Origin of the sequence: Pseudomonas sp. GM102, assembly GCF_000282555.1 — a bacterium.
Lineage (GTDB): Bacteria > Pseudomonadota > Gammaproteobacteria > Pseudomonadales > Pseudomonadaceae > Aquipseudomonas.
In genome coordinates this window covers 71,235-87,481 of record NZ_AKJB01000061.1, presented here as the reverse complement: position 1 = coordinate 87,481, position 16,247 = coordinate 71,235, and the positions used below count along the sequence as shown (strand labels likewise).

General features: G+C 59.7%; 19 protein-coding genes. 10 read left to right on the top strand and 9 right to left on the bottom strand.

What is annotated here, in order from left to right:
- The first annotated feature begins 402 nt into the window (after positions 1-402).
- On the top strand, positions 403-1,830 hold the full coding sequence (gene ccoN, locus PMI18_RS13970) for a cytochrome-c oxidase, cbb3-type subunit I (protein ID WP_007901276.1): 1,428 nt from the start codon (positions 403-405) through the stop codon (positions 1,828-1,830).
- 15 nt (positions 1,831-1,845) lie between these two features.
- On the top strand, positions 1,846-2,067 hold the full coding sequence (locus PMI18_RS13975; RefSeq protein WP_007901273.1) for a hypothetical protein: 222 nt from the start codon (positions 1,846-1,848) through the stop codon (positions 2,065-2,067).
- A gap of 144 nt (positions 2,068-2,211) precedes the next feature.
- On the opposite strand, the gene PMI18_RS13980 is transcribed toward PMI18_RS13975, so the two are convergent.
- The gene (locus PMI18_RS13980; RefSeq protein ID WP_007901271.1) at positions 2,212-2,706 is read right to left on the bottom strand and encodes a hypothetical protein; all 495 of its coding nucleotides are present in this window, start codon (positions 2,704-2,706) and stop codon (positions 2,212-2,214) included.
- A 252-nt stretch (positions 2,707-2,958) separates the two neighbouring features.
- Between PMI18_RS13980 and PMI18_RS13985 the strand changes: the two genes are divergently transcribed.
- The 4 genes from PMI18_RS13985 to PMI18_RS13995 all read left to right on the top strand — a co-directional run bounded on the left by PMI18_RS13985 (position 2,959) and on the right by PMI18_RS13995 (position 6,412).
- Positions 2,959-4,455 carry a hypothetical protein gene (locus tag PMI18_RS13985; RefSeq protein ID WP_007901269.1) on the top strand — a complete coding sequence of 499 codons (1,497 nt, stop codon included), beginning with the start codon at positions 2,959-2,961 and terminating at the stop codon, positions 4,453-4,455.
- A 60-nt stretch (positions 4,456-4,515) separates the two neighbouring features.
- A complete protein-coding gene (locus PMI18_RS13990) occupies positions 4,516-5,445 on the top strand; it encodes a hypothetical protein (RefSeq protein ID WP_007901268.1) in 930 nt (309 codons plus the stop codon).
- On the top strand, positions 5,442-5,603 hold the full coding sequence (locus PMI18_RS31100) for a hypothetical protein (RefSeq protein WP_007901265.1): 162 nt from the start codon (positions 5,442-5,444) through the stop codon (positions 5,601-5,603). The genes PMI18_RS13990 and PMI18_RS31100 overlap by 4 nt, the downstream gene beginning before the upstream one ends.
- Positions 5,604-5,719: 116 nt before the next feature.
- Positions 5,720-6,412, top strand: coding sequence for an aspartate/glutamate racemase family protein (locus PMI18_RS13995; RefSeq protein WP_007901260.1), 693 nt, complete (start codon positions 5,720-5,722; stop codon positions 6,410-6,412).
- A 118-nt stretch (positions 6,413-6,530) separates the two neighbouring features.
- On the opposite strand, the gene PMI18_RS14000 is transcribed toward PMI18_RS13995, so the two are convergent.
- Positions 6,531-7,040, bottom strand: a complete 510-nt coding sequence (locus PMI18_RS14000) for a GNAT family N-acetyltransferase (RefSeq protein WP_007901255.1) — start codon at positions 7,038-7,040, stop codon at positions 6,531-6,533.
- 196 nt (positions 7,041-7,236) lie between these two features.
- On the opposite strand from PMI18_RS14000, the gene PMI18_RS14005 reads away from it, so the two are divergent.
- The 4 genes from PMI18_RS14005 to PMI18_RS31240 all read left to right on the top strand — a co-directional run bounded on the left by PMI18_RS14005 (position 7,237) and on the right by PMI18_RS31240 (position 10,002).
- Positions 7,237-8,031, top strand: a complete 795-nt coding sequence (locus tag PMI18_RS14005; RefSeq protein ID WP_238542611.1) for a hypothetical protein — start codon at positions 7,237-7,239, stop codon at positions 8,029-8,031.
- Complete coding sequence (locus tag PMI18_RS14010) at positions 7,968-8,924, top strand: fatty acid desaturase (protein WP_238542610.1); 957 nt, start codon at positions 7,968-7,970, stop codon at positions 8,922-8,924. Before PMI18_RS14005 ends, PMI18_RS14010 begins: the two co-directional genes overlap by 64 nt.
- A gap of 3 nt (positions 8,925-8,927) precedes the next feature.
- Positions 8,928-9,701, top strand: a complete 774-nt coding sequence (locus PMI18_RS14015; RefSeq protein ID WP_007901252.1) for a metal-dependent hydrolase — start codon at positions 8,928-8,930, stop codon at positions 9,699-9,701.
- A 151-nt stretch (positions 9,702-9,852) separates the two neighbouring features.
- On the top strand, positions 9,853-10,002 hold the full coding sequence (locus tag PMI18_RS31240; RefSeq protein WP_007901251.1) for a hypothetical protein: 150 nt from the start codon (positions 9,853-9,855) through the stop codon (positions 10,000-10,002).
- 127 nt (positions 10,003-10,129) lie between these two features.
- On the opposite strand, the gene PMI18_RS14020 is transcribed toward PMI18_RS31240, so the two are convergent.
- The 7 genes from PMI18_RS14020 to PMI18_RS14050 all read right to left on the bottom strand — a co-directional run bounded on the left by PMI18_RS14020 (position 10,130) and on the right by PMI18_RS14050 (position 16,238).
- Complete coding sequence (locus PMI18_RS14020) at positions 10,130-11,110, bottom strand: LysR family transcriptional regulator (RefSeq protein ID WP_007901250.1); 981 nt, start codon at positions 11,108-11,110, stop codon at positions 10,130-10,132.
- A gap of 178 nt (positions 11,111-11,288) precedes the next feature.
- A complete protein-coding gene (locus PMI18_RS14025; RefSeq protein ID WP_007901249.1) occupies positions 11,289-12,230 on the bottom strand; it encodes a peptidylprolyl isomerase in 942 nt (313 codons plus the stop codon).
- The gene (locus tag PMI18_RS14030; RefSeq protein ID WP_007901247.1) at positions 12,227-12,706 is read right to left on the bottom strand and encodes a YbjN domain-containing protein; all 480 of its coding nucleotides are present in this window, start codon (positions 12,704-12,706) and stop codon (positions 12,227-12,229) included. Before PMI18_RS14030 ends, PMI18_RS14025 begins: the two co-directional genes overlap by 4 nt.
- Before the next feature lie 20 nt (positions 12,707-12,726).
- A complete protein-coding gene (locus tag PMI18_RS14035) occupies positions 12,727-13,356 on the bottom strand; it encodes a hypothetical protein (RefSeq protein ID WP_007901245.1) in 630 nt (209 codons plus the stop codon).
- Positions 13,357-13,373: 17 nt separating this feature from the next.
- Complete coding sequence (locus PMI18_RS14040) at positions 13,374-15,065, bottom strand: putative porin (protein ID WP_007901244.1); 1,692 nt, start codon at positions 15,063-15,065, stop codon at positions 13,374-13,376.
- 40 nt (positions 15,066-15,105) lie between these two features.
- Positions 15,106-15,810 carry an energy transducer TonB family protein gene (locus tag PMI18_RS14045; RefSeq protein WP_007901243.1) on the bottom strand — a complete coding sequence of 235 codons (705 nt, stop codon included), beginning with the start codon at positions 15,808-15,810 and terminating at the stop codon, positions 15,106-15,108.
- A 2-nt stretch (positions 15,811-15,812) separates the two neighbouring features.
- Positions 15,813-16,238 (bottom strand): ExbD/TolR family protein, encoded by a 426-nt coding sequence (locus PMI18_RS14050; RefSeq protein ID WP_007901242.1) that lies wholly within the window; start codon positions 16,236-16,238, stop codon positions 15,813-15,815.
- Positions 16,239-16,247: the final 9 nt, after the last annotated feature.

Here is a 16,247-nt window from a genome sequence, read left to right as displayed (position 1 = left end):
GCACAGAACCTGTGGGAGCGGCTTGTGGTGAGGGGGCTTGCCCCCGTTGGGTTGCGAAGCAGCCCCAAAATCTCTGATGCACCAGAGATCTTGCGAGTGCTACGCACTCAAACGGGGGCAAGCCCCCTCGCCACAGGGGCTCCCACAGGAATTGCGGTGTATCGAACTCTGCGGTTCGCTCTTGGGGTGCAACTATGAAGCAGCAGCGCAGCACGTTACAGATTCAGCTAAACACTAAAAAACCGTATCAGGGTGCGCCCTATGGCCGCAGGCTCGCATCTGATCTGATCCGCACAAACTCGGTTTTTCTGAGTCTGTTTTGTTTGCGGCAGGGTTTCTACAGTTCATGGCATGCCAGACCGGGTGGCCTGGCAAGTCTTTGCAACCGTGGAAGAATTGACCATGAGCACAGCAACAATCGGACAGGCCTATAACTACAAGGTCGTTCGCCAATTCGTCGTGGCAACCATCGTCTGGGGCGTCGTCGGGATGGCGATGGGGGTGTGGATCGCCTCGCAACTGGTATGGCCCGAGATGAACCTCGACCTGCCGTGGACCACCTTCGGCCGCTTGCGCCCGTTGCACACCAGCCTGGTGATTTTCGGCTTTGCCGGCAGCGCGCAATTCGCCGCCAGTTACTATGCGGTGCAGCGCACCTGCCAGGTGCGGCTGTACTCCGACAAGCTCGCCGCGTTCACCTTCTGGGGCTGGCAATCGGTGATCGTGGTCATGCTGATCACCCTGCCGCTGGGCTACACCACCACCAAGGAATACGCCGAGATCGAATTCTCCGGCGCGGTGTGGATGACGGTGGTCTGGGTCGCTTACGCCATCGTGTTCTTCACCACCGTGGTGCAACGCAAGACCAGGCACATCTACGTCGGCAACTGGTTTTTCGGCGCGTTCATTGTGGTGATCGCCATGCTGCACGTGGTCAATCACCTGTCGATTCCGGTGGACTGGTTCAAGTCGTATCCGGTGTATTCCGGGGCCACCGACGCTATGGTGCAGTGGTGGTACGGGCACAACGCGGTGGGGTTCTTCCTGACCACCGGCTTCCTCGGGATGATGTATTACTTCGTGCCGAAACAGGTCGGTCGGCCGGTGTATTCCTATCGCTTGTCGATCGTGCATTTCTGGGCGCTGATCACCCTGTACATCTGGGCCGGCCCGCACCACTTGCACTACACCGCACTACCGGACTGGGCGCAGTCGCTGGGCATGGCGATGTCGCTGATCCTGTTGGCGCCGAGTTGGGGCGGGATGATCAATGGGATGATGACGTTGTCGGGCGCCTGGCATAAGTTGCGCACCGACCCGATCCTGCGCTTTCTGGTGCTGTCCCTGGCCTTCTACGGCATGTCGACCTTTGAAGGGCCGATGATGGCGATCAAGACGGTCAACGCCCTCTCCCACTACACCGACTGGACCATCGGCCACGTTCACGCCGGGGCCTTGGGCTGGGTGGCGATGATCACCTTCGGCGCCGTCTACCACATGGTCCCGAAAGTCTTCGGTCGCCCGCAGATGCACAGCATCGGCCTGATCAACGCGCACTTCTGGCTGGCGACTATCGGCACCGTGCTGTACATCGCCTCGATGTGGGTCAATGGCATCACCCAGGGCTTGATGTGGCGCGCGATCAACGACGACGGCACGCTGACCTACTCTTTCGTTGAAGCCTTGCAGGCCAGTCATCCGGGGTTCGTGGTGCGCTTTGTCGGCGGGATGTTCTTCCTCAGCGGCATGTTGCTGATGGCCTACAACACCTGGCGCACGGTGCGTGTGGCGGACGTGAAAATGGCCGAACTTGAAGCGCAGATTGCCTGAGGCAAGGAGCCTGACATGATCGAGATGGCGTTGAATCTATTGGGTGTTCTGGGGCTTTGGCTGGCGGTCGAATACTGCCTGAAACACCAGACGGCCCAGAGCCTGGACGATGCCAGCCTGATTCCGTTCGCCGATGATCCCGAGGTGGCGCGGCGGGTGGAATTGGCGACGGGTAAGACCGTGAAAGCGGTGGCGCCGGAGGAAGCGAAGCCGGGTTGGGGCAACCTCGAAATTTGATACACACCCCATCCACTGATGATCGTTCCCACGCTCTGCGTGGGAATGCAGCCCGGGACGCTCTGCGTCCCATTGGAACGCGGAGCGTCCCTTGAGGCATTCCCACGCAGAGCGTGGGAACGATCATGTGTTGGTCACAAAAAGTCAGCCGCGCTCGCGGGGAATCAGGCTTTGCAGTTGCTGCGCCAGGAAGTTCGCATCGAAGGCAAAGGTGTCCGGGTCTTTCAAGCCATTGGTCTTGCGCCATTGCCAATTACTGGAGGGCGGCAGGCACACCAGCGAAATGCTGCCATAGCGCGCGGCGGTCAATCCCATCACGGCAAGGGAAATCTGACCGCCTGCGCCCATCACGTCCGGCACGAACTCCACCGGTTTGCCGGCAATCACAATGCTCAGCTTCTCGGTCTTGAACGTCGACGTCTCCGCCGGCACACTCGGCCCGGACGCGACATACGCCTCGCGGCTCACTTCCAACAGGTTCGGAGTCAGGACCGGTGCCAGCCATTGCTGGATCTGATCGAACAACTCACCAATGCGCGTCGCCCACACGGCCGATTGCGACTCAAACAGTTGCTTCTTGTGCGCTTCGCTATCTGCGTAGTGGCGAAGCATCTCGCCCAATTGCTGTACGTCATCCATTGCGGTGTTCCCTTTGGTTGAAGCGATGCTGCGAATGTCGATCATGGCAGATGCCGACAGCTCGCGTACGGCAAAGGTGCGAACGGCTACAGAGCCTCGGCGGATGAACGCGACGAATGGTCGTGTTTTACCTGCTTTTCAGGGGGCCACCTGTCAGATCTGACAGTAGCCAACATCCATATCCGGGGTGTTTGATAAAACTGCCCAACGCGGGAGTAAAACATTCAATCCGTACAGTCAGGAGCGCACATCATGAACAGCGGGGACGATCGCAACAAATGCGGGGTAACCAATTATGTGACCATCAAGAAAATGATCGTTTACGGATTGACGCCACCGGTTACTCCTCTTGCGAATCCGGTAAGCGGGATGAGCAGCGTGATTGTTGATAACGCGCCTTTTGAAATCGATAAAGTGCTGATTCCGGACTGGGTGGTACCGGTCAAACACCCAGAGAATCCAGAAGGAGGCATCCCGATCAGAATCATCAGTACCGGCCTGCTGTCCCTGAAGGTTCTCCCTTGGTTAGGGCAAGACAACGGTGAAACAGTATCTGTGCTGCTCAACGAGTCAGACGTACCTGTCACCTCCAAACCCATTACAGTGAAAGACACAGTGCTGGATATGGAGATGCCGGGCGGCTTACTGCGCAACGGCATCAACCGGCTGCGCTTGCGGGTGAAACGAACAAGCGGGAACATGGAAACTTCGCAGCCGCGAGTCGTTCTCTTCAATTTCCCCCGCCCTGGCGGCGACGTCACAGGTCCGGGAGACAACCCCTACCTGCTGATGACGCTTCCGGCAGATGTCATCGCCAATGGAGTGGATGCTGCTCGCGCCGCGCAAGGAGTAGAGGTCGAGCTGCGCTACAACTACATGCGCGAGCACGACGTCATCATCCTCGATTGTGACGGACACGAAGTGCCGCACACCGTCACGGCAGCCCAGGCCACGGCCCGTATCGTGGTGCTGAAGCTGTTCGCCGATGCGTTTCAGAAAGGTGATAACCCCCGATTTGCCATGCGCTTTCGAGTGAGAGACCAGATCGGCAACGACTCAGGCCCACTCGCAATCTGGTCGAAAACCACTTACATCGATGTGCACATCCAAAAACCGGTACTGGATCTCAAACCGCCCAAAGTGCTGGAAGCCTTGGAACTCAGCGGTACTCGATTGAATTTTGAACGGGACTTTTATGACGCCAAGTTCGCCACGGTCGAGCTCACCTTCACCGGTTCTGCCCCAGGACAAACGGTGAAAGTGTATTGGCTGGGGCGCAACAGCACCTATGGCAGCGAGATCCAGACGGTATCCTTCGCCGGGCAGACGCTGAGATTTTCAGTGCCTCGACTGGAGGTGGTCGACTGCATCGGTAGCGGGGCAGAAATCTGGTACACCGTCAGGCTGCCCAATACCACCCAAGACCTTCCCTCCAGGGATCTGAACATCACCGTCACCCCGCAAAGTCTGCGCCTCGCAGAACCTACCCTCAACGGCGACAAGAGCAATCTCAGAACACCCTACCCCTCATTGGTCGGTCAATACTCGGTGCGCATGGCTTTTTTCGGCGTCAACACACATTACGGTCCGGAAGTCACCATCACCAACCCCTCCTATACCGATCACCCCGTGCCACGGGCCTGGCTGGATGAAAACAGGGGGAAAACCGTGATGTTCAATTTCACTCTGAGAAAAACAGGCGCTGGCGAGCCGATTATCTTTTCGTGGTACCTGAGGCTGATTGCGTAACCGTTTCAATGCCTCAAAGTGCCCAAGCAACGTTGTGTCTGAATGGACAAGGGATATGTCATGCAAAAAATAATCGGTTCTCTATTAATCGCGTTGCTGGTGGGTTGCTCGCAGATAGCGACCCAGCCTCCTGAAGTCGTCAGCGTCAACGGTGTCCAAACGCTGAATGGCCCCGCCATCGCCACCCAGTTGAACACGCTGTACAATCGAAAATTCAGCAACTGCAACAACTCGGACTCACAGCCCGCATTCCTGTGCTCGGGCGTGACCCTCAGAGTCACGGTAAAAGACCCCGCCAACATTTATAAAGTCTGGGACCCCAGCCCACTCTCAGTAAAAAGTGGCGGGGTTTCTTTTTCCTATCTGCGGGCGGATGCCAATTTTGGCCGACTCGCCTGGGGTCACGGTAACGGCTACGTCCTGTATCCGATCTTCGAAGCGCCTACAGACAAGTATGATCTGGATTACCTGTGCGCCTATCCTTATGACGCATGGACCTGGACCCGTAATGCCGATGCCGTCTGCGTCGCCCACCCCACTTATCCGGTTCAAAGTCAGATCTGCCATAACGCTGGGGTAACCAGTGCAGAACAATGGCTCGCCGTCTGGAGGATTCCTGGCGGAAATCCCAACCAGCGCCAATGCGGGTTCGACGTGTCGGATGACCGCAATGCATTAGCAGGCCCGGCCTTCTATCAATCCATACGCGCCAGAGGCATTGCGGGGGTGACGGGGTACAACGAACATAACGAAATTCTGATCAAGACCTGGAGTTTTCGCGACCCCAACAAGTTCCCGATCATGGCGTTTTTCTATATTTACGGCGGTACCAACGCCGGACTCACCGAAGCGCAATACAACCAACGGGACTTTTACAACTCAACCAACCCGAAAATCGTTGTACCGATCATACGGCTGACGCCGGCCGCCAGTGACGGTGGGAATTCCAGTTTTTCCTACGCCCCTGCAGATCAGGTATTGACTCAATGAACACCATACTGTCGCGCACGCTCGGCAAAGCCCTGAGTATTCTCTCTCCTTCGCTGATCAGCGGCGGTTTGATTCAGGGCATCAACTCGCCCCTTTATGCGCGAACCTTGGCTGCCGGCTGCAATCATGTCGTCCCCTTGCCTGAAAATGCACCATGACACTTCACCGAAACATGAGCATTACAGTTGATTTATCGCTGGTGTCCGCTATCGAACGAATGGAAACTCCTTTCAGGCCTGGCCTATCAACACAGGCCATAGCCTGAGGAAATCCAATGCGCACCATCGGCCTTATCGGCGGCATGAGCTGGGAGTCCAGCGCCGAGTATTACCGTCTCATCAACCAGCAGGTACGCGACCGTCTCGGGCCGTTGCGTTCGGCGAAACTGTTGATGTACAGCGTCGACTTCGGCCCGGTCGAACAGGCCCAGCATGCCGGGCGCTGGGACGACGCGGCGGCGATTCTGGTGGATGCGGCCCAGCGTCTGGAAGCAGGTGGCGCCGAGTGCGTGGTGCTGTGTACCAATACCATGCACAAGGTGGCCGGGCAGATTCAGGCAGCGATCGATATTCCGTTCCTGCACATTGCCGACCCGGCCGGTCAGGCGGCACTGGACGCCGGCGCTCTGCGGGTGGGTTTGCTGGGCACGGCGTTCACCATGGAGCAAGACTTTCTCAAGGCACGTCTGACGGCCAAGGGCCTGACGGTGCTGGTACCGGAGGCTGATGAACGTCTGGCCGTGCACCGGATCATCTATGACGAGTTGTGCGTCGGGGTGATCAGCGAGGCGTCACGCCAGGTCTATCAACGCGTAATCGAATCGCTGACCGAGCGTGGCGCCCAGGCGATCATCCTCGGTTGTACCGAAATCGGCCTGCTGATCAAACCCGAGCACAGCGCCCTGCCCTTGCTCGACACCACCGAACTGCATGCGCAGGCGGCGGTGGCGTTTGCTTTGGGTGACTGACTGTAGGAGCGAGGCTTGCCCGCGAAGAACGATGACGCGTAATGCCTGAAAAACCGCGGTGCATTCTTCGCGGGCAAGCCTCGCTCCTACAGGGTGTTCGTCGCTCAATTATTTTGACTTACCGGCGACGCAGGCGCGCCATGCTCAGGGTATCGACCAGTCGACCGTCACGCACCGCGTAATCGCGAAACAGGCCTTCGGTCTCGAAACCGAATTTCTGGTACAGGCCGATGGCCGCTTCGTTGTCGGCGTACACCGTTAGTTCGACCCGTTGCAGGTTCATCCAGTTGTCAGCGACGTCCAGTGCCGCCGCCAGCAGTTTCGAACCGACGCCCTTGCCCTGCCACGCCACGGCGACACCCATGCCGAAGCTGCCGGCGTGGCTGCGGCGGATTCGCGAAAACTGCTCCAGACCAATGTTGCCGATGACCGATCCCTGGTGCAGCGCCACCAATTTCACCGCCCGCTCGTTGTCCGCCATCAGGCGTTGGCGCCAGACCTCGGTGGACTGAAACGGCATTTGCAGCACCTGCCGGGCCACGGCGGGGTCGTTGTAGAGCGCGGTGATGCCCTCGATGTGGTGTTCGCTAAAGCGTTCGAGGTGAATGGCGGGGTCGTGGTCGGGCATGGCGGTGTTCGTCCTTGATCGGTGTGTGACCGGTCACTCTAAACCGCACGCCCTTTGCGTGGCGATAACAATTGAAGGTGTACACACCTGTGGCGAGGGGTCAGTCATTGCGGCCCCATCATCAGACGTTCACACAAGCGCAATACAGTAACGCGGATTGATTTCTCGCCCCTTCAATCTGTGAGCCGAATACGTAATGTTGCCTGTTACCGAGATGGAAGCCGCCTTGAAAAACGGGATTGCAAAGGTCCCTGATCGTTACGCTGGCAGAAATGAAGGGGGGGCTTACTGCCCCTCTAACGACGTTGAGATCAACGTTCGATTTCTATCGCCAGCTGACATTCCCTCGGTGCTTGAACTTGAGCAAAGGAAGTGGGAAAGCGATCAGCGCGCCGAGGCCTCCATGCTGGCGTCACGGATCGCCTCTTTCCCTGCATTGAGCATCGGCGCTTTTTGCACTCGCACGGGGACTGCGCTGGCGTCGTTGTTCATGAAACCTACCCGGCACGACACCATACGCAAGTGCCCGACATGGGCAGACTGTGCAAGAAAACAGGACGGCGAGGAGTCCGCAAAAACCGGTGTGTTGTTTGGCATCAGCCTGAGCAGTGTTGATCCGAAAGCGGTGCAAGCGATTTTCGAGTTCTTCTGGCCCCATGCGCTGAAGGCAGGATGGTCAGACATCTATCTTGGCTCGCCGGTCCCGGGGCTTCGTCATTGGGCCTCGCAGAATCCTGATCTTCCAGTAGCGCAGTATGTGCGAGGTGAACGCAAGGGCCTGCCACTGGATCCGCAACTGCGGTTTTACTTCAAAAAAGGCTTTCGCAAGATCGTCGCCATCAACGACAACTATTTCCCGCATGAGCCTTCGCTGAATGTCGGCGTGCTAATCGTAGGTAAGGTGCCACTCTCCGGCCTTTCCTTCATATGGAAAAGAGTTCCGCTGCCCTGGCTGCAGCGCATGAAAAAACTGTGTTCCGTGTGCTTGTGAACGCCTCTCTGACAAAAGCGCAGCACGTCGATGCCGGCTCGCGCTCCAACCTACCCAGCTATCTGTTCATGGCCCTGTGCATCTTGAATACGAGCGCGATCGCCTGGCTGGCTGCGCATGAGGGGCTCGGATGGCTGGTCGTTGTTCCGCTGGTTCCGCTGATAGTGCTCCAGGCGATCCTGATGATTGGTGTTCAGGAGATCAAGCATCAGGGTGTGCATCGACAGTTCCTCGTTGGCACGCGTCTCAATGATGCAGTGGGTGTGTTCGCGGCTGCCATTTTCGCCGCCAACTTCGTGGGCTATCGCTACTTTCACCTCGAACACCACCGCAAAACCTGCCAGGCCGATGATCCCGAAGGGCTGATGTACGAACAGACATGGCGGACACGCCTGATCAGCCTGCTGGGTGCAGCGGAGCAACTATGGGTTACCGTCACCACCAATATTATCTCCCGACGCTACACACCCCCGCGCGCAGTCTGGCGCTGGCACTGGAACAATGCCTTGATCGTCGTTTTCGTTGCATTGCTGGCGTTAGGCATCTATGAGGTGCCTCGACAAGTCGTGTGCGCCTATCTGGTCCCGTATTGCCTGTTTGCCTGGATGGATTTCTGGCTGACGCAGGCCGAGCACTATGGCGTGCCGATCTCGGCTCAAGGCTCGCGCCGCGCACCCGCTGACATCACGACGGATTTATACCTGCCAAGGCCTCTGTCCTGGCTCATCCTGAATCGCTCGCTGCACCGCATTCACCACCACGCGCCGGCGACCCGCTGGTTCCATGCGTACGCTCAATCGGAGGTTCTAGCCGAAAGCAAGCCCGGCGGCGTAACGGACCTACCCACCTTCTTTGCGACCTGGATGCGATTCGGTCCCCGACTCTGGAAGTAAGCCATGACAGACGCACCTATCGAACCGCGGCGCGCAAAGACTGCCGAGGCCACTAACTCCAAGCCATTCTGGAACGACACATCGATCAAGACCTATCTGTTCGATGCCTGTTCGGTACTGCTTCCTGCCGGTGAGCAATTCGTGATTTCGGTGGTGGAGTCATCCGCTTTGCGATTACAACAAACGTCGGCGCTTGCCGAACATTCGCGCCGCTTCGTGGCAGAGGAACGGGCCCACCAGCGAGCGCACAGGCTGTACAACCAGCAACTGGAAACCCAGGGGTTTGAAGTCAAGAAGTTCGAGCACATGATCGAAAAAGATCTCGAGGCTCTTCAGTCGAAATTGTCGCTCAATGCGCAATTGGCATTGGCTGCCGCGTTCGAGCACGTGACGGCCGTCATGTCCGCTGCCGCCTTGCGCAGAAACGGCTTGCTCTCGGTCAAGGAGTCACCACAGACCCGCCTGTGGCGATGGCATTGCGCTGAAGAAGTGGCGCACCAGCACGTCACCACGGACCTGGCGCGGTCGCTGGGCATACCCTATTGGCAGCGGATTTTCTATTTCCTCGCAGCATCGGGGCTCATGACGTTCGATGTCATTCGTCACATACACAGTTTTGCCCGCCTCGACATCGCCCGCGGCCGCGTCAGCTCAAAAGAAGTACGGCGTGCTGCGGGCAGCTTGCTGTTGCGCGATGGCGCCAACCTGGCGTTGATGGCAATCGGATGGGCCGCCTACTTTCTTCCGCTGAAAAAAGCCAAGGGGTCAGCTCGATAAAAGAGCGGCATGGCTAGACCGTTGACGTGACAACCACCTGCTAGAGTAAAAAACGTACCCATCGAGTGTGCACCGCCACTTGAACGTTCGACTTGAGAAACGACGTTACTGGCCGGGCTGAATGTCACTTTCGGAAAATGAGGAAATTTCTATGAAAGGTTTGCTTCGCATTGCAGGATTCAGCCTGATGGCGCTTTTCGCAAGTTGTGGTGTTGGTGCTCAGACCGTGCACAGTCATGCCGCGCCGCCTGCCTTCACCACCACACCGGCCGATATCCAGGCGGATAGCCAAAGAAATTGATCGTTCCCACGTTCCACGGAGGGCATGGGGGACGGGCTTGCTCGTGAAAGGCGACCTGTACAGTCGACATTGATGTCGACTGTGATGGCCCCTTCGCGGGCAAGCCCGCTCCCACAGGGAATCATCGCTAACTTTCGAACCACTCCCGTCGCTCGCTGAAGGTGTTGTGGATCAGTTCGACGATCCCCTGCACCTCGGTCTCATTCCGGGACTCGGCATTGACCGCCATCCACACCTGGCGCTGCATCGGTTGCTTGAAGAGCCCGGGTAACGCCACCAGCCCCCGGTCGAATTGGCTCATGTAGTGCGGCAATAAACCGATGCAGGCGCTGCAGCGGATCATCTCCAGCATCAGCTCATAGGAATGCAACTGCACCACGCCCGCCAGACGCTGCTCCACCAGACTGTTCCACGGCCCAAAAGCGGTGACGTGGCGATCGTGCTGCCATTGCACCAGCATGAAATCGGCCAAGTCACCCAGGCTGTCCGGCCGCGCCGCGACCCGTGAATAGCGTTTGGCGATGTGCGGCAGATAGTCCAGCCGCGCCAGACGCTGGGGCTCGCTGATGGCAAAACTGGGGCCTGGCAACGGCGAATCGGTGCCTGCCAGCCACACCACCACATCGGCACTGATCGCTCGCAGGGCCAGTTCGCTGTCCAGGGAAATAATGTCCAGGCGCACACTGGCGTTGCGCCGCAGCAGCGAGACCAAGTCGCGTCCGAGGATGTCGTGCAGGATCGACTCGGCCACGGCCAGGCGAATCAACGGCTGTTCGATCACCGGCAACTTGCGCTCGTGCACCAGCGCAATCAACTGCGCCTGCAACTGCTGCCCGTCACGACTCAAGGTCAGCGCGCTGCCCTGGAATTTGAATAGAGAACGTTGCAGCTGATCTTCCAGCTGCGCCAGGTGCTTGCGCAGCAGGGTCGCCCGCACATTGAGGCTGCGCGCGGCCTGCATGAAGCAGCCGCAACGGGCGCTGACCAGAAAGTATTGCGTGACCTCGGTATCAATCCCGGCGGCCCGTGCCAGCCAGGATTCGGATGGCCCCTGCGGCGATCGGTATTCGACAACACCCTGACGTCCTGTGGGTTCTATGAATGACATCGATGACTCCCTGTCGATCTTTGTTGGGTTTATTGCGCAGCTATGAATGTTCTGTGATCCCCCTGTGGGAGCGAGCCTGCTCGCGATGGCGGTGAATCAGGCGCTGTAAATGTTGAAGGTCAAACCGTCATCGCGAGCAGGCTCGCTCCCACAGGGGGGATGGGCCAAACGCTCCACTTTATTGCTTCTCCTCCAGAACCTGATTCAACACCGCCCCATCAATACTCAACGTCGCCGTATTGAGCATGCCTTCCAGATAAGCCTTGGCGATCTGCTCCTGACGCTGGGCACGCAAGGCCTGCGTCAGGCGTTCGCGCAGTTCTTCCAACGTCGCGGTGCGCGCCGGTTGCTGCTCGGTGAGTTTGATTACATGAAAACCCGCCGCGCTCTGCACCGGCTCCGACACCGCGCCGACCTTGAGTCGCGCCACCGCGCCGCGAACTTCCGGCACCAATTGCTGCAACGGCTGCAGCCCGGTGTCGCCACCCCGTTCGGCGCTGGCGCGGTCCTGCGAATACTGACTCGCCAACGCCGCAAACTCCGTCGGTGCGGCCTGGGCTTTTTTGCTCAGTTCGAGCGCTTGCTTGCGCACGCTTTCGAGTGTCTGTGGATCGGCCACACCCAGGAAAATCTGGCTGACCCGATACATCGGCGGCGTTACCCAACCCGCCTTGCCGGCCTCATACGCCTGCTGCAGTTCGGTGGCACTGGGGTAGTCGGCCGGCACCTGACTGACCGACTGCAAGTAGTCGCGAAAGACGATCTGCTCGGCGGCGGCGCGGGTTTGCCGTTCGACCTCCGGGCGCTGACGCCAGCCCTGGGCGTCGGCCTGTTCGAGCACGGCTTTTTCGGCCAGGCGCGAGCGAATCCAGCTTTCCAGCGCCCCACGATTGGCCCGCAGTTGTTCGCGCGACTCCGCTGGCAAGGTGGCGAGCAGCGTTTTGAGTTCGTCGGGTGACACCTGCTGATTGCCCAATCGCGCGACCGCAGGCTCACTCGCTACCAATGGCGCCGGCTGCTGCGCCGCGACCGGGTCATTACCCGGACGCAGTCCCAACGCAACGGCGATCACCAACACGGCCACCGCGCCAGCGCCGGCCACTACCGTCCGTTTTTTCACAGGGCTGGCACCTCTTGCGCAGGGGCCTCGGCGGTTTCAGTCTGGGCCTGCAACTGCGCCGCGTTCTGGCTGTATTCGCGCAGATAAACGATGAACTCCTGAAGCAAGCGATCCCACAGTTCAAGGTTGCCGCGCAGGTGATCGCCGCTCACCCCGGCGGCAACCACCACGTCCATCTCCATCACCAGGAACTCGCCCTGCACCGACAACCGGGCAAAGCGTCGCGATGCGTTCCACAGCTCCGCCAACCCGGCCGGCAACTCGCCCTGCACCCGCAAGGCGCAGCTGAAGGTGAAGTCGACGTAGCTGCCCTGCTCGGCCGCCGGATTGCCGAAACGCACCGCGTAGCCGATGCCCTGGCTAGCGCTGAGCAACTGCACGATGCCGTTCTGTTCGGTCTGGTTGACCCGGTAACCGGCGGCTTGCAGCACGTCGGTGAGGGAATGTGGCGATACGTGGCTGATCAATTGAGTCATGTGAAAGTCTTCCCTGTCATTCAATGAGCGATCGCGGCCTGGGGCGCGTCGAATTGCGTCTTGTAGAGTTCGTCGCCAAAACCCTGGGCCAGTTCTTCGAACTTGACCCTGGCTGCGCCTGCGAACGGTTGGCGGATCTTCATCACCTCGGCGACGTCGATCTTTTCGTAGGCCGCGAGGATCTCCTTGGCCACGCCGTACATCTGTTGATTCTTGACTGAACATTGCTGCATTTGTGTGTCACGTTCAGCCAGTTGCGTCTCGAGCCGGGCGCGTTCGGCTTCTTTGCCCCGGGCCATCACCAACAGTTCTTCATAAGCCTTCTTGAACTTGCTGACTTGCTCGCTGCTGGCCGCTGCTTGCGCCTGGGCCTGGTGTTGCAGGCTGTCATGCTGGCCGGCCAGTTGTTCGGCCACGCCTTTGACCTTGGCCAATTCCGCCGTCAGTTGCTTGATTTGCGCCTGCGCGGCCTTGGCCTGGCTCTCGGCCGCCACTTGCGCGGCGCTGGCCTGAGCCTGCTGGCTTTGCAGAGCCTGCAACTGCTGGGTGGTGCTGCGCAGTTGGGTGCGCAAGCGTTCCTCCATGCCTTCGGCGCTCGCCCCTTGAGTCAGCAGCAACCCCAGGGCAAACAGCAGGATTTTTGTGTTCATGACGCTCTCCCTGCGCCTTAGAAGCGCGTGTTGATTTCAAGCTGCAAGACGTCGATATCGAACGGCGCGCCGTACACCGCTTCGGAACTCAACCAGCGACCGGTGGCGAAGACGTTCTTGGCCAGGCCGTAGTTGCCGCCGAGGAAATAGCCCTTGGCATTGGTGCCGCCGAGATGGAACGACGAGTCGTTGAAACCGTCCGGCAAGGCGTCCGGCTGGATGTACTTGTAGCCGGCGAAGAAATTCCAGTCGCCCTGCTTCTTCAAGTCCAGCGAGTTGCCGAGGGTGAACTGGACCATCCAGGCATTGGCGCCGCTTTGCACCTCGCCATCGCTGTTGAGGTTGTTGACGATCTGCCCGGCCGAGCGTTTGCGCATCTCGCCTTCGTCGTAACCGAGGTTGTGCACGTAATTGGCTTGGCTACGCAGCTTGAAGTCTTCCGGCAGGTCGGTGTCCCACACGACGTTGAGGTCCAGCAGGTTGAACTCCGAGGCCAGGCCGACGAATTGCGGTTGCGGCGTGGTGGCCGGGCTCAGCGGGTTCGGCGTGATGTCGCGCAGCAGGAACACACTGTTGCCCTTCTGCATGAACGCCGAGCGGCTGCCGTCGGTGTCGCAGCCCGGTGCGCCGGCCCAGGGTTCGCAAGGGCTGGAGCGCTGGCCTTCGATGTCGTCGAAACGGTAATAGGCCAACGCGCCTTTCAAGCGGTTACTGGAATTGATCGCCCAATTGGCGCCGATCTGCGCGCCGTACAGCCATTTGTTGTCGCTCTCTTCCTTGTCGAAACCGTTGCTGCTGCTGGTGTCGTTGGTGTACTCCACCGGGAACGCGCCGACGGTGCCGAACAGGCCCCAATCGCGGTTGAGCTTGTGGTCGAAGATCGCCGCCACGCCGTCGAAGTTCAGGTCGGTAGAATAGAGCATGTCGGTGGAGAAGAACGGATTGGCGATTCGCCCGCCGGTCAGGGTCAACTGATCGGACGGCTTCCAGGTCAGGTAACCCTGATCGAGCCAGATGTCTTTTTTGCCAAAGCCACCGCCGAGGGTTTGGGTGGTGGATACCGGGTTGTTGTCCGAACCGGTGCCGATGCGAATGCCGGCGGTCCATTCGGGTGAAATCAGCGCTTTCATGCCCAGGCGCGCCCGCAGGCGGAACAGGTTTTCGCGGTCTTCACGGGTGTTGAGCAACGGCGGCAGGTTGGTGCTGCTGTTGGGGTTCACGTCGTACGGGCCGTTGTTGTTGAGCTTGGCGAAGTCGACGATTTCGTTGCTGTTGGTGCCCGAGTAGTAGCGCGATTCATCTCGCAGACGAATGTCGCCGTCGAAGCTGATGCGCGAGACCCAGTCCGGGAAGGTATTGGGCTGAGCCCAGTTTTCCTGTTTGGCGGTGGCCATGACCTCGGCCTTGACCTGGTCGCGGATCTGATCGCGCACCGCGGCCGGCACATATTGCACCCGCACGTCACCCGGTGCAGCGGCCGGGCCGGCAGCGACCGCAGTGCTGGCCTGACGCGCCTGCACCGCTTCTTTTTCCGCCTGCGCGATCAGGCCGTCGGCCTGTTCCTGCTTCAATACACCTTGCTGCACCAGCAAGCGGATCAGATTGATCGTGGCGTTTTCCGAGGGCGCAGGGGCTGCCGCTGCGTGCCCGACCAGGGTCGCAATGACCATGCCGACCGCCAGGGACAATCGATTCACGTTGGAAATCATCTGCACACAACTCCTTTTGGCAAAACCTGAAAATGTTCGGTTAGCCCGGACGCCGCCCTTGCAGGGACAAGCGCACAGGCAAGGTCATGGAGGCCGGTGGCCGTTCGGTTAAATGCGGTGCACCGCGCAACGCGGCGAGCACCTGGGCGTCGACCTCCGGGTTGCCGCTGGACTTCACCAGCTCGACCCGGGTGATCTCGCCCACGCTGCTCAGCCAGACGTCGGTCTGCAGCGAAAAGGCCAGGTTGCGCAGGTCCGGGTTTTCCCGCAGCAAGCACTGGAAGGTGAACGCCAAAAACTGGCTGTACGTGCCATTGCCCAGGCGTCCGCCTCCGGCACCGGCCATGCCGCCGCCCTTGCCGGCGCCGACGTTGAAGGCATCGCTGCCGGACTGGGCGTCGCCGTCCATTTGCATCGGGTTGGCCAGGTCATCGGCGGGCGATGGCGGCGCCTCTTCTTCAGGCTTGACCTCCGCAGGTTCCGGCGTCGGTTCAGGCTCGACGATTTTTTCTTCCTCGGGGGTTTGCGGCTCCGGCGGTTTTTCCGGCGGCGGAGGTGGCGGTGGCGGCAACGGAATAATCGTCGGCACCTTCGGGGCTTCGCGGCGCACGCCACTCATGTCGTTGGCCCACTGCCAGAGAAACCACGCGGCCACGCCGGAGATCAGTAACCCGGCGCCCCACTTCACAAAGCGCAGGGGCGACGGCTTGACGGGCGACGGGCGGATGGGGAGTTGTGCGGTCATGGTCAGCCCTGGGTCGGTTTGCCGGTGACGAGACCGACCTGGGACAGTTCCAGCCGGCGCAACAGGTCCAGCACCTCGATGACTTTTTGGTACTGCACCGTGGCGTCGCCGCGCACGATCACCGGGAAGTCAGGGTTCTGCGCCTTCTCGATGCGCAAGCGGTCTTCGAGCTCCGCCAAAGTCACCGGGTAGGCATCGAGGAACACCTGGCCGCCGTCATTGACCGAGATCGCCTTGGTCTTGGCTTCGGACAGCGACACCGAGGCGCTGGCCTTGGGCAGATTGATCTGGATGCCCGAAACCTGGGCGGTGGCGGTGAGGATGAACATCACCAGCACCACCATCAGCACGTCCACCAGGGGCGTGATGTTGATGCTGTCCACCGCGGCATCATCGTCATCGTCGTGGGAGGTATTGACGCTAGCCATGTCAGTGCT

What these genes read in the sequence shown, in the direction of transcription:
- ccoN (WP_007901276.1), top strand. Translation starts at nt 403, where the DNA reads ATGAGCACAGCAACAATCGGACAGGCCTATAACTACAAGGTCGTTCGC.
- PMI18_RS13975 (WP_007901273.1), top strand. Translation starts at nt 1,846, where the DNA reads ATGATCGAGATGGCGTTGAATCTATTGGGTGTTCTGGGGCTTTGGCTG.
- PMI18_RS13980 (WP_007901271.1), bottom strand. Translation starts at nt 2,706, where the DNA reads ATGGATGACGTACAGCAATTGGGCGAGATGCTTCGCCACTACGCAGAT.
- PMI18_RS13985 (WP_007901269.1), top strand. Translation starts at nt 2,959, where the DNA reads ATGAACAGCGGGGACGATCGCAACAAATGCGGGGTAACCAATTATGTG.
- PMI18_RS13990 (WP_007901268.1), top strand. Translation starts at nt 4,516, where the DNA reads ATGCAAAAAATAATCGGTTCTCTATTAATCGCGTTGCTGGTGGGTTGC.
- PMI18_RS31100 (WP_007901265.1), top strand. Translation starts at nt 5,442, where the DNA reads ATGAACACCATACTGTCGCGCACGCTCGGCAAAGCCCTGAGTATTCTC.
- PMI18_RS13995 (WP_007901260.1), top strand. Translation starts at nt 5,720, where the DNA reads ATGCGCACCATCGGCCTTATCGGCGGCATGAGCTGGGAGTCCAGCGCC.
- PMI18_RS14000 (WP_007901255.1), bottom strand. Translation starts at nt 7,040, where the DNA reads ATGCCCGACCACGACCCCGCCATTCACCTCGAACGCTTTAGCGAACAC.
- PMI18_RS14005 (WP_238542611.1), top strand. Translation starts at nt 7,237, where the DNA reads ATGTTGCCTGTTACCGAGATGGAAGCCGCCTTGAAAAACGGGATTGCA.
- PMI18_RS14010 (WP_238542610.1), top strand. Translation starts at nt 7,968, where the DNA reads ATGGAAAAGAGTTCCGCTGCCCTGGCTGCAGCGCATGAAAAAACTGTG.
- PMI18_RS14015 (WP_007901252.1), top strand. Translation starts at nt 8,928, where the DNA reads ATGACAGACGCACCTATCGAACCGCGGCGCGCAAAGACTGCCGAGGCC.
- PMI18_RS31240 (WP_007901251.1), top strand. Translation starts at nt 9,853, where the DNA reads ATGAAAGGTTTGCTTCGCATTGCAGGATTCAGCCTGATGGCGCTTTTC.
- PMI18_RS14020 (WP_007901250.1), bottom strand. Translation starts at nt 11,110, where the DNA reads ATGTCATTCATAGAACCCACAGGACGTCAGGGTGTTGTCGAATACCGA.
- PMI18_RS14030 (WP_007901247.1), bottom strand. Translation starts at nt 12,706, where the DNA reads ATGACTCAATTGATCAGCCACGTATCGCCACATTCCCTCACCGACGTG.
- PMI18_RS14035 (WP_007901245.1), bottom strand. Translation starts at nt 13,356, where the DNA reads ATGAACACAAAAATCCTGCTGTTTGCCCTGGGGTTGCTGCTGACTCAA.
- PMI18_RS14040 (WP_007901244.1), bottom strand. Translation starts at nt 15,065, where the DNA reads ATGATTTCCAACGTGAATCGATTGTCCCTGGCGGTCGGCATGGTCATT.
- PMI18_RS14045 (WP_007901243.1), bottom strand. Translation starts at nt 15,810, where the DNA reads ATGACCGCACAACTCCCCATCCGCCCGTCGCCCGTCAAGCCGTCGCCC.
- PMI18_RS14050 (WP_007901242.1), bottom strand. Translation starts at nt 16,238, where the DNA reads ATGGCTAGCGTCAATACCTCCCACGACGATGACGATGATGCCGCGGTG.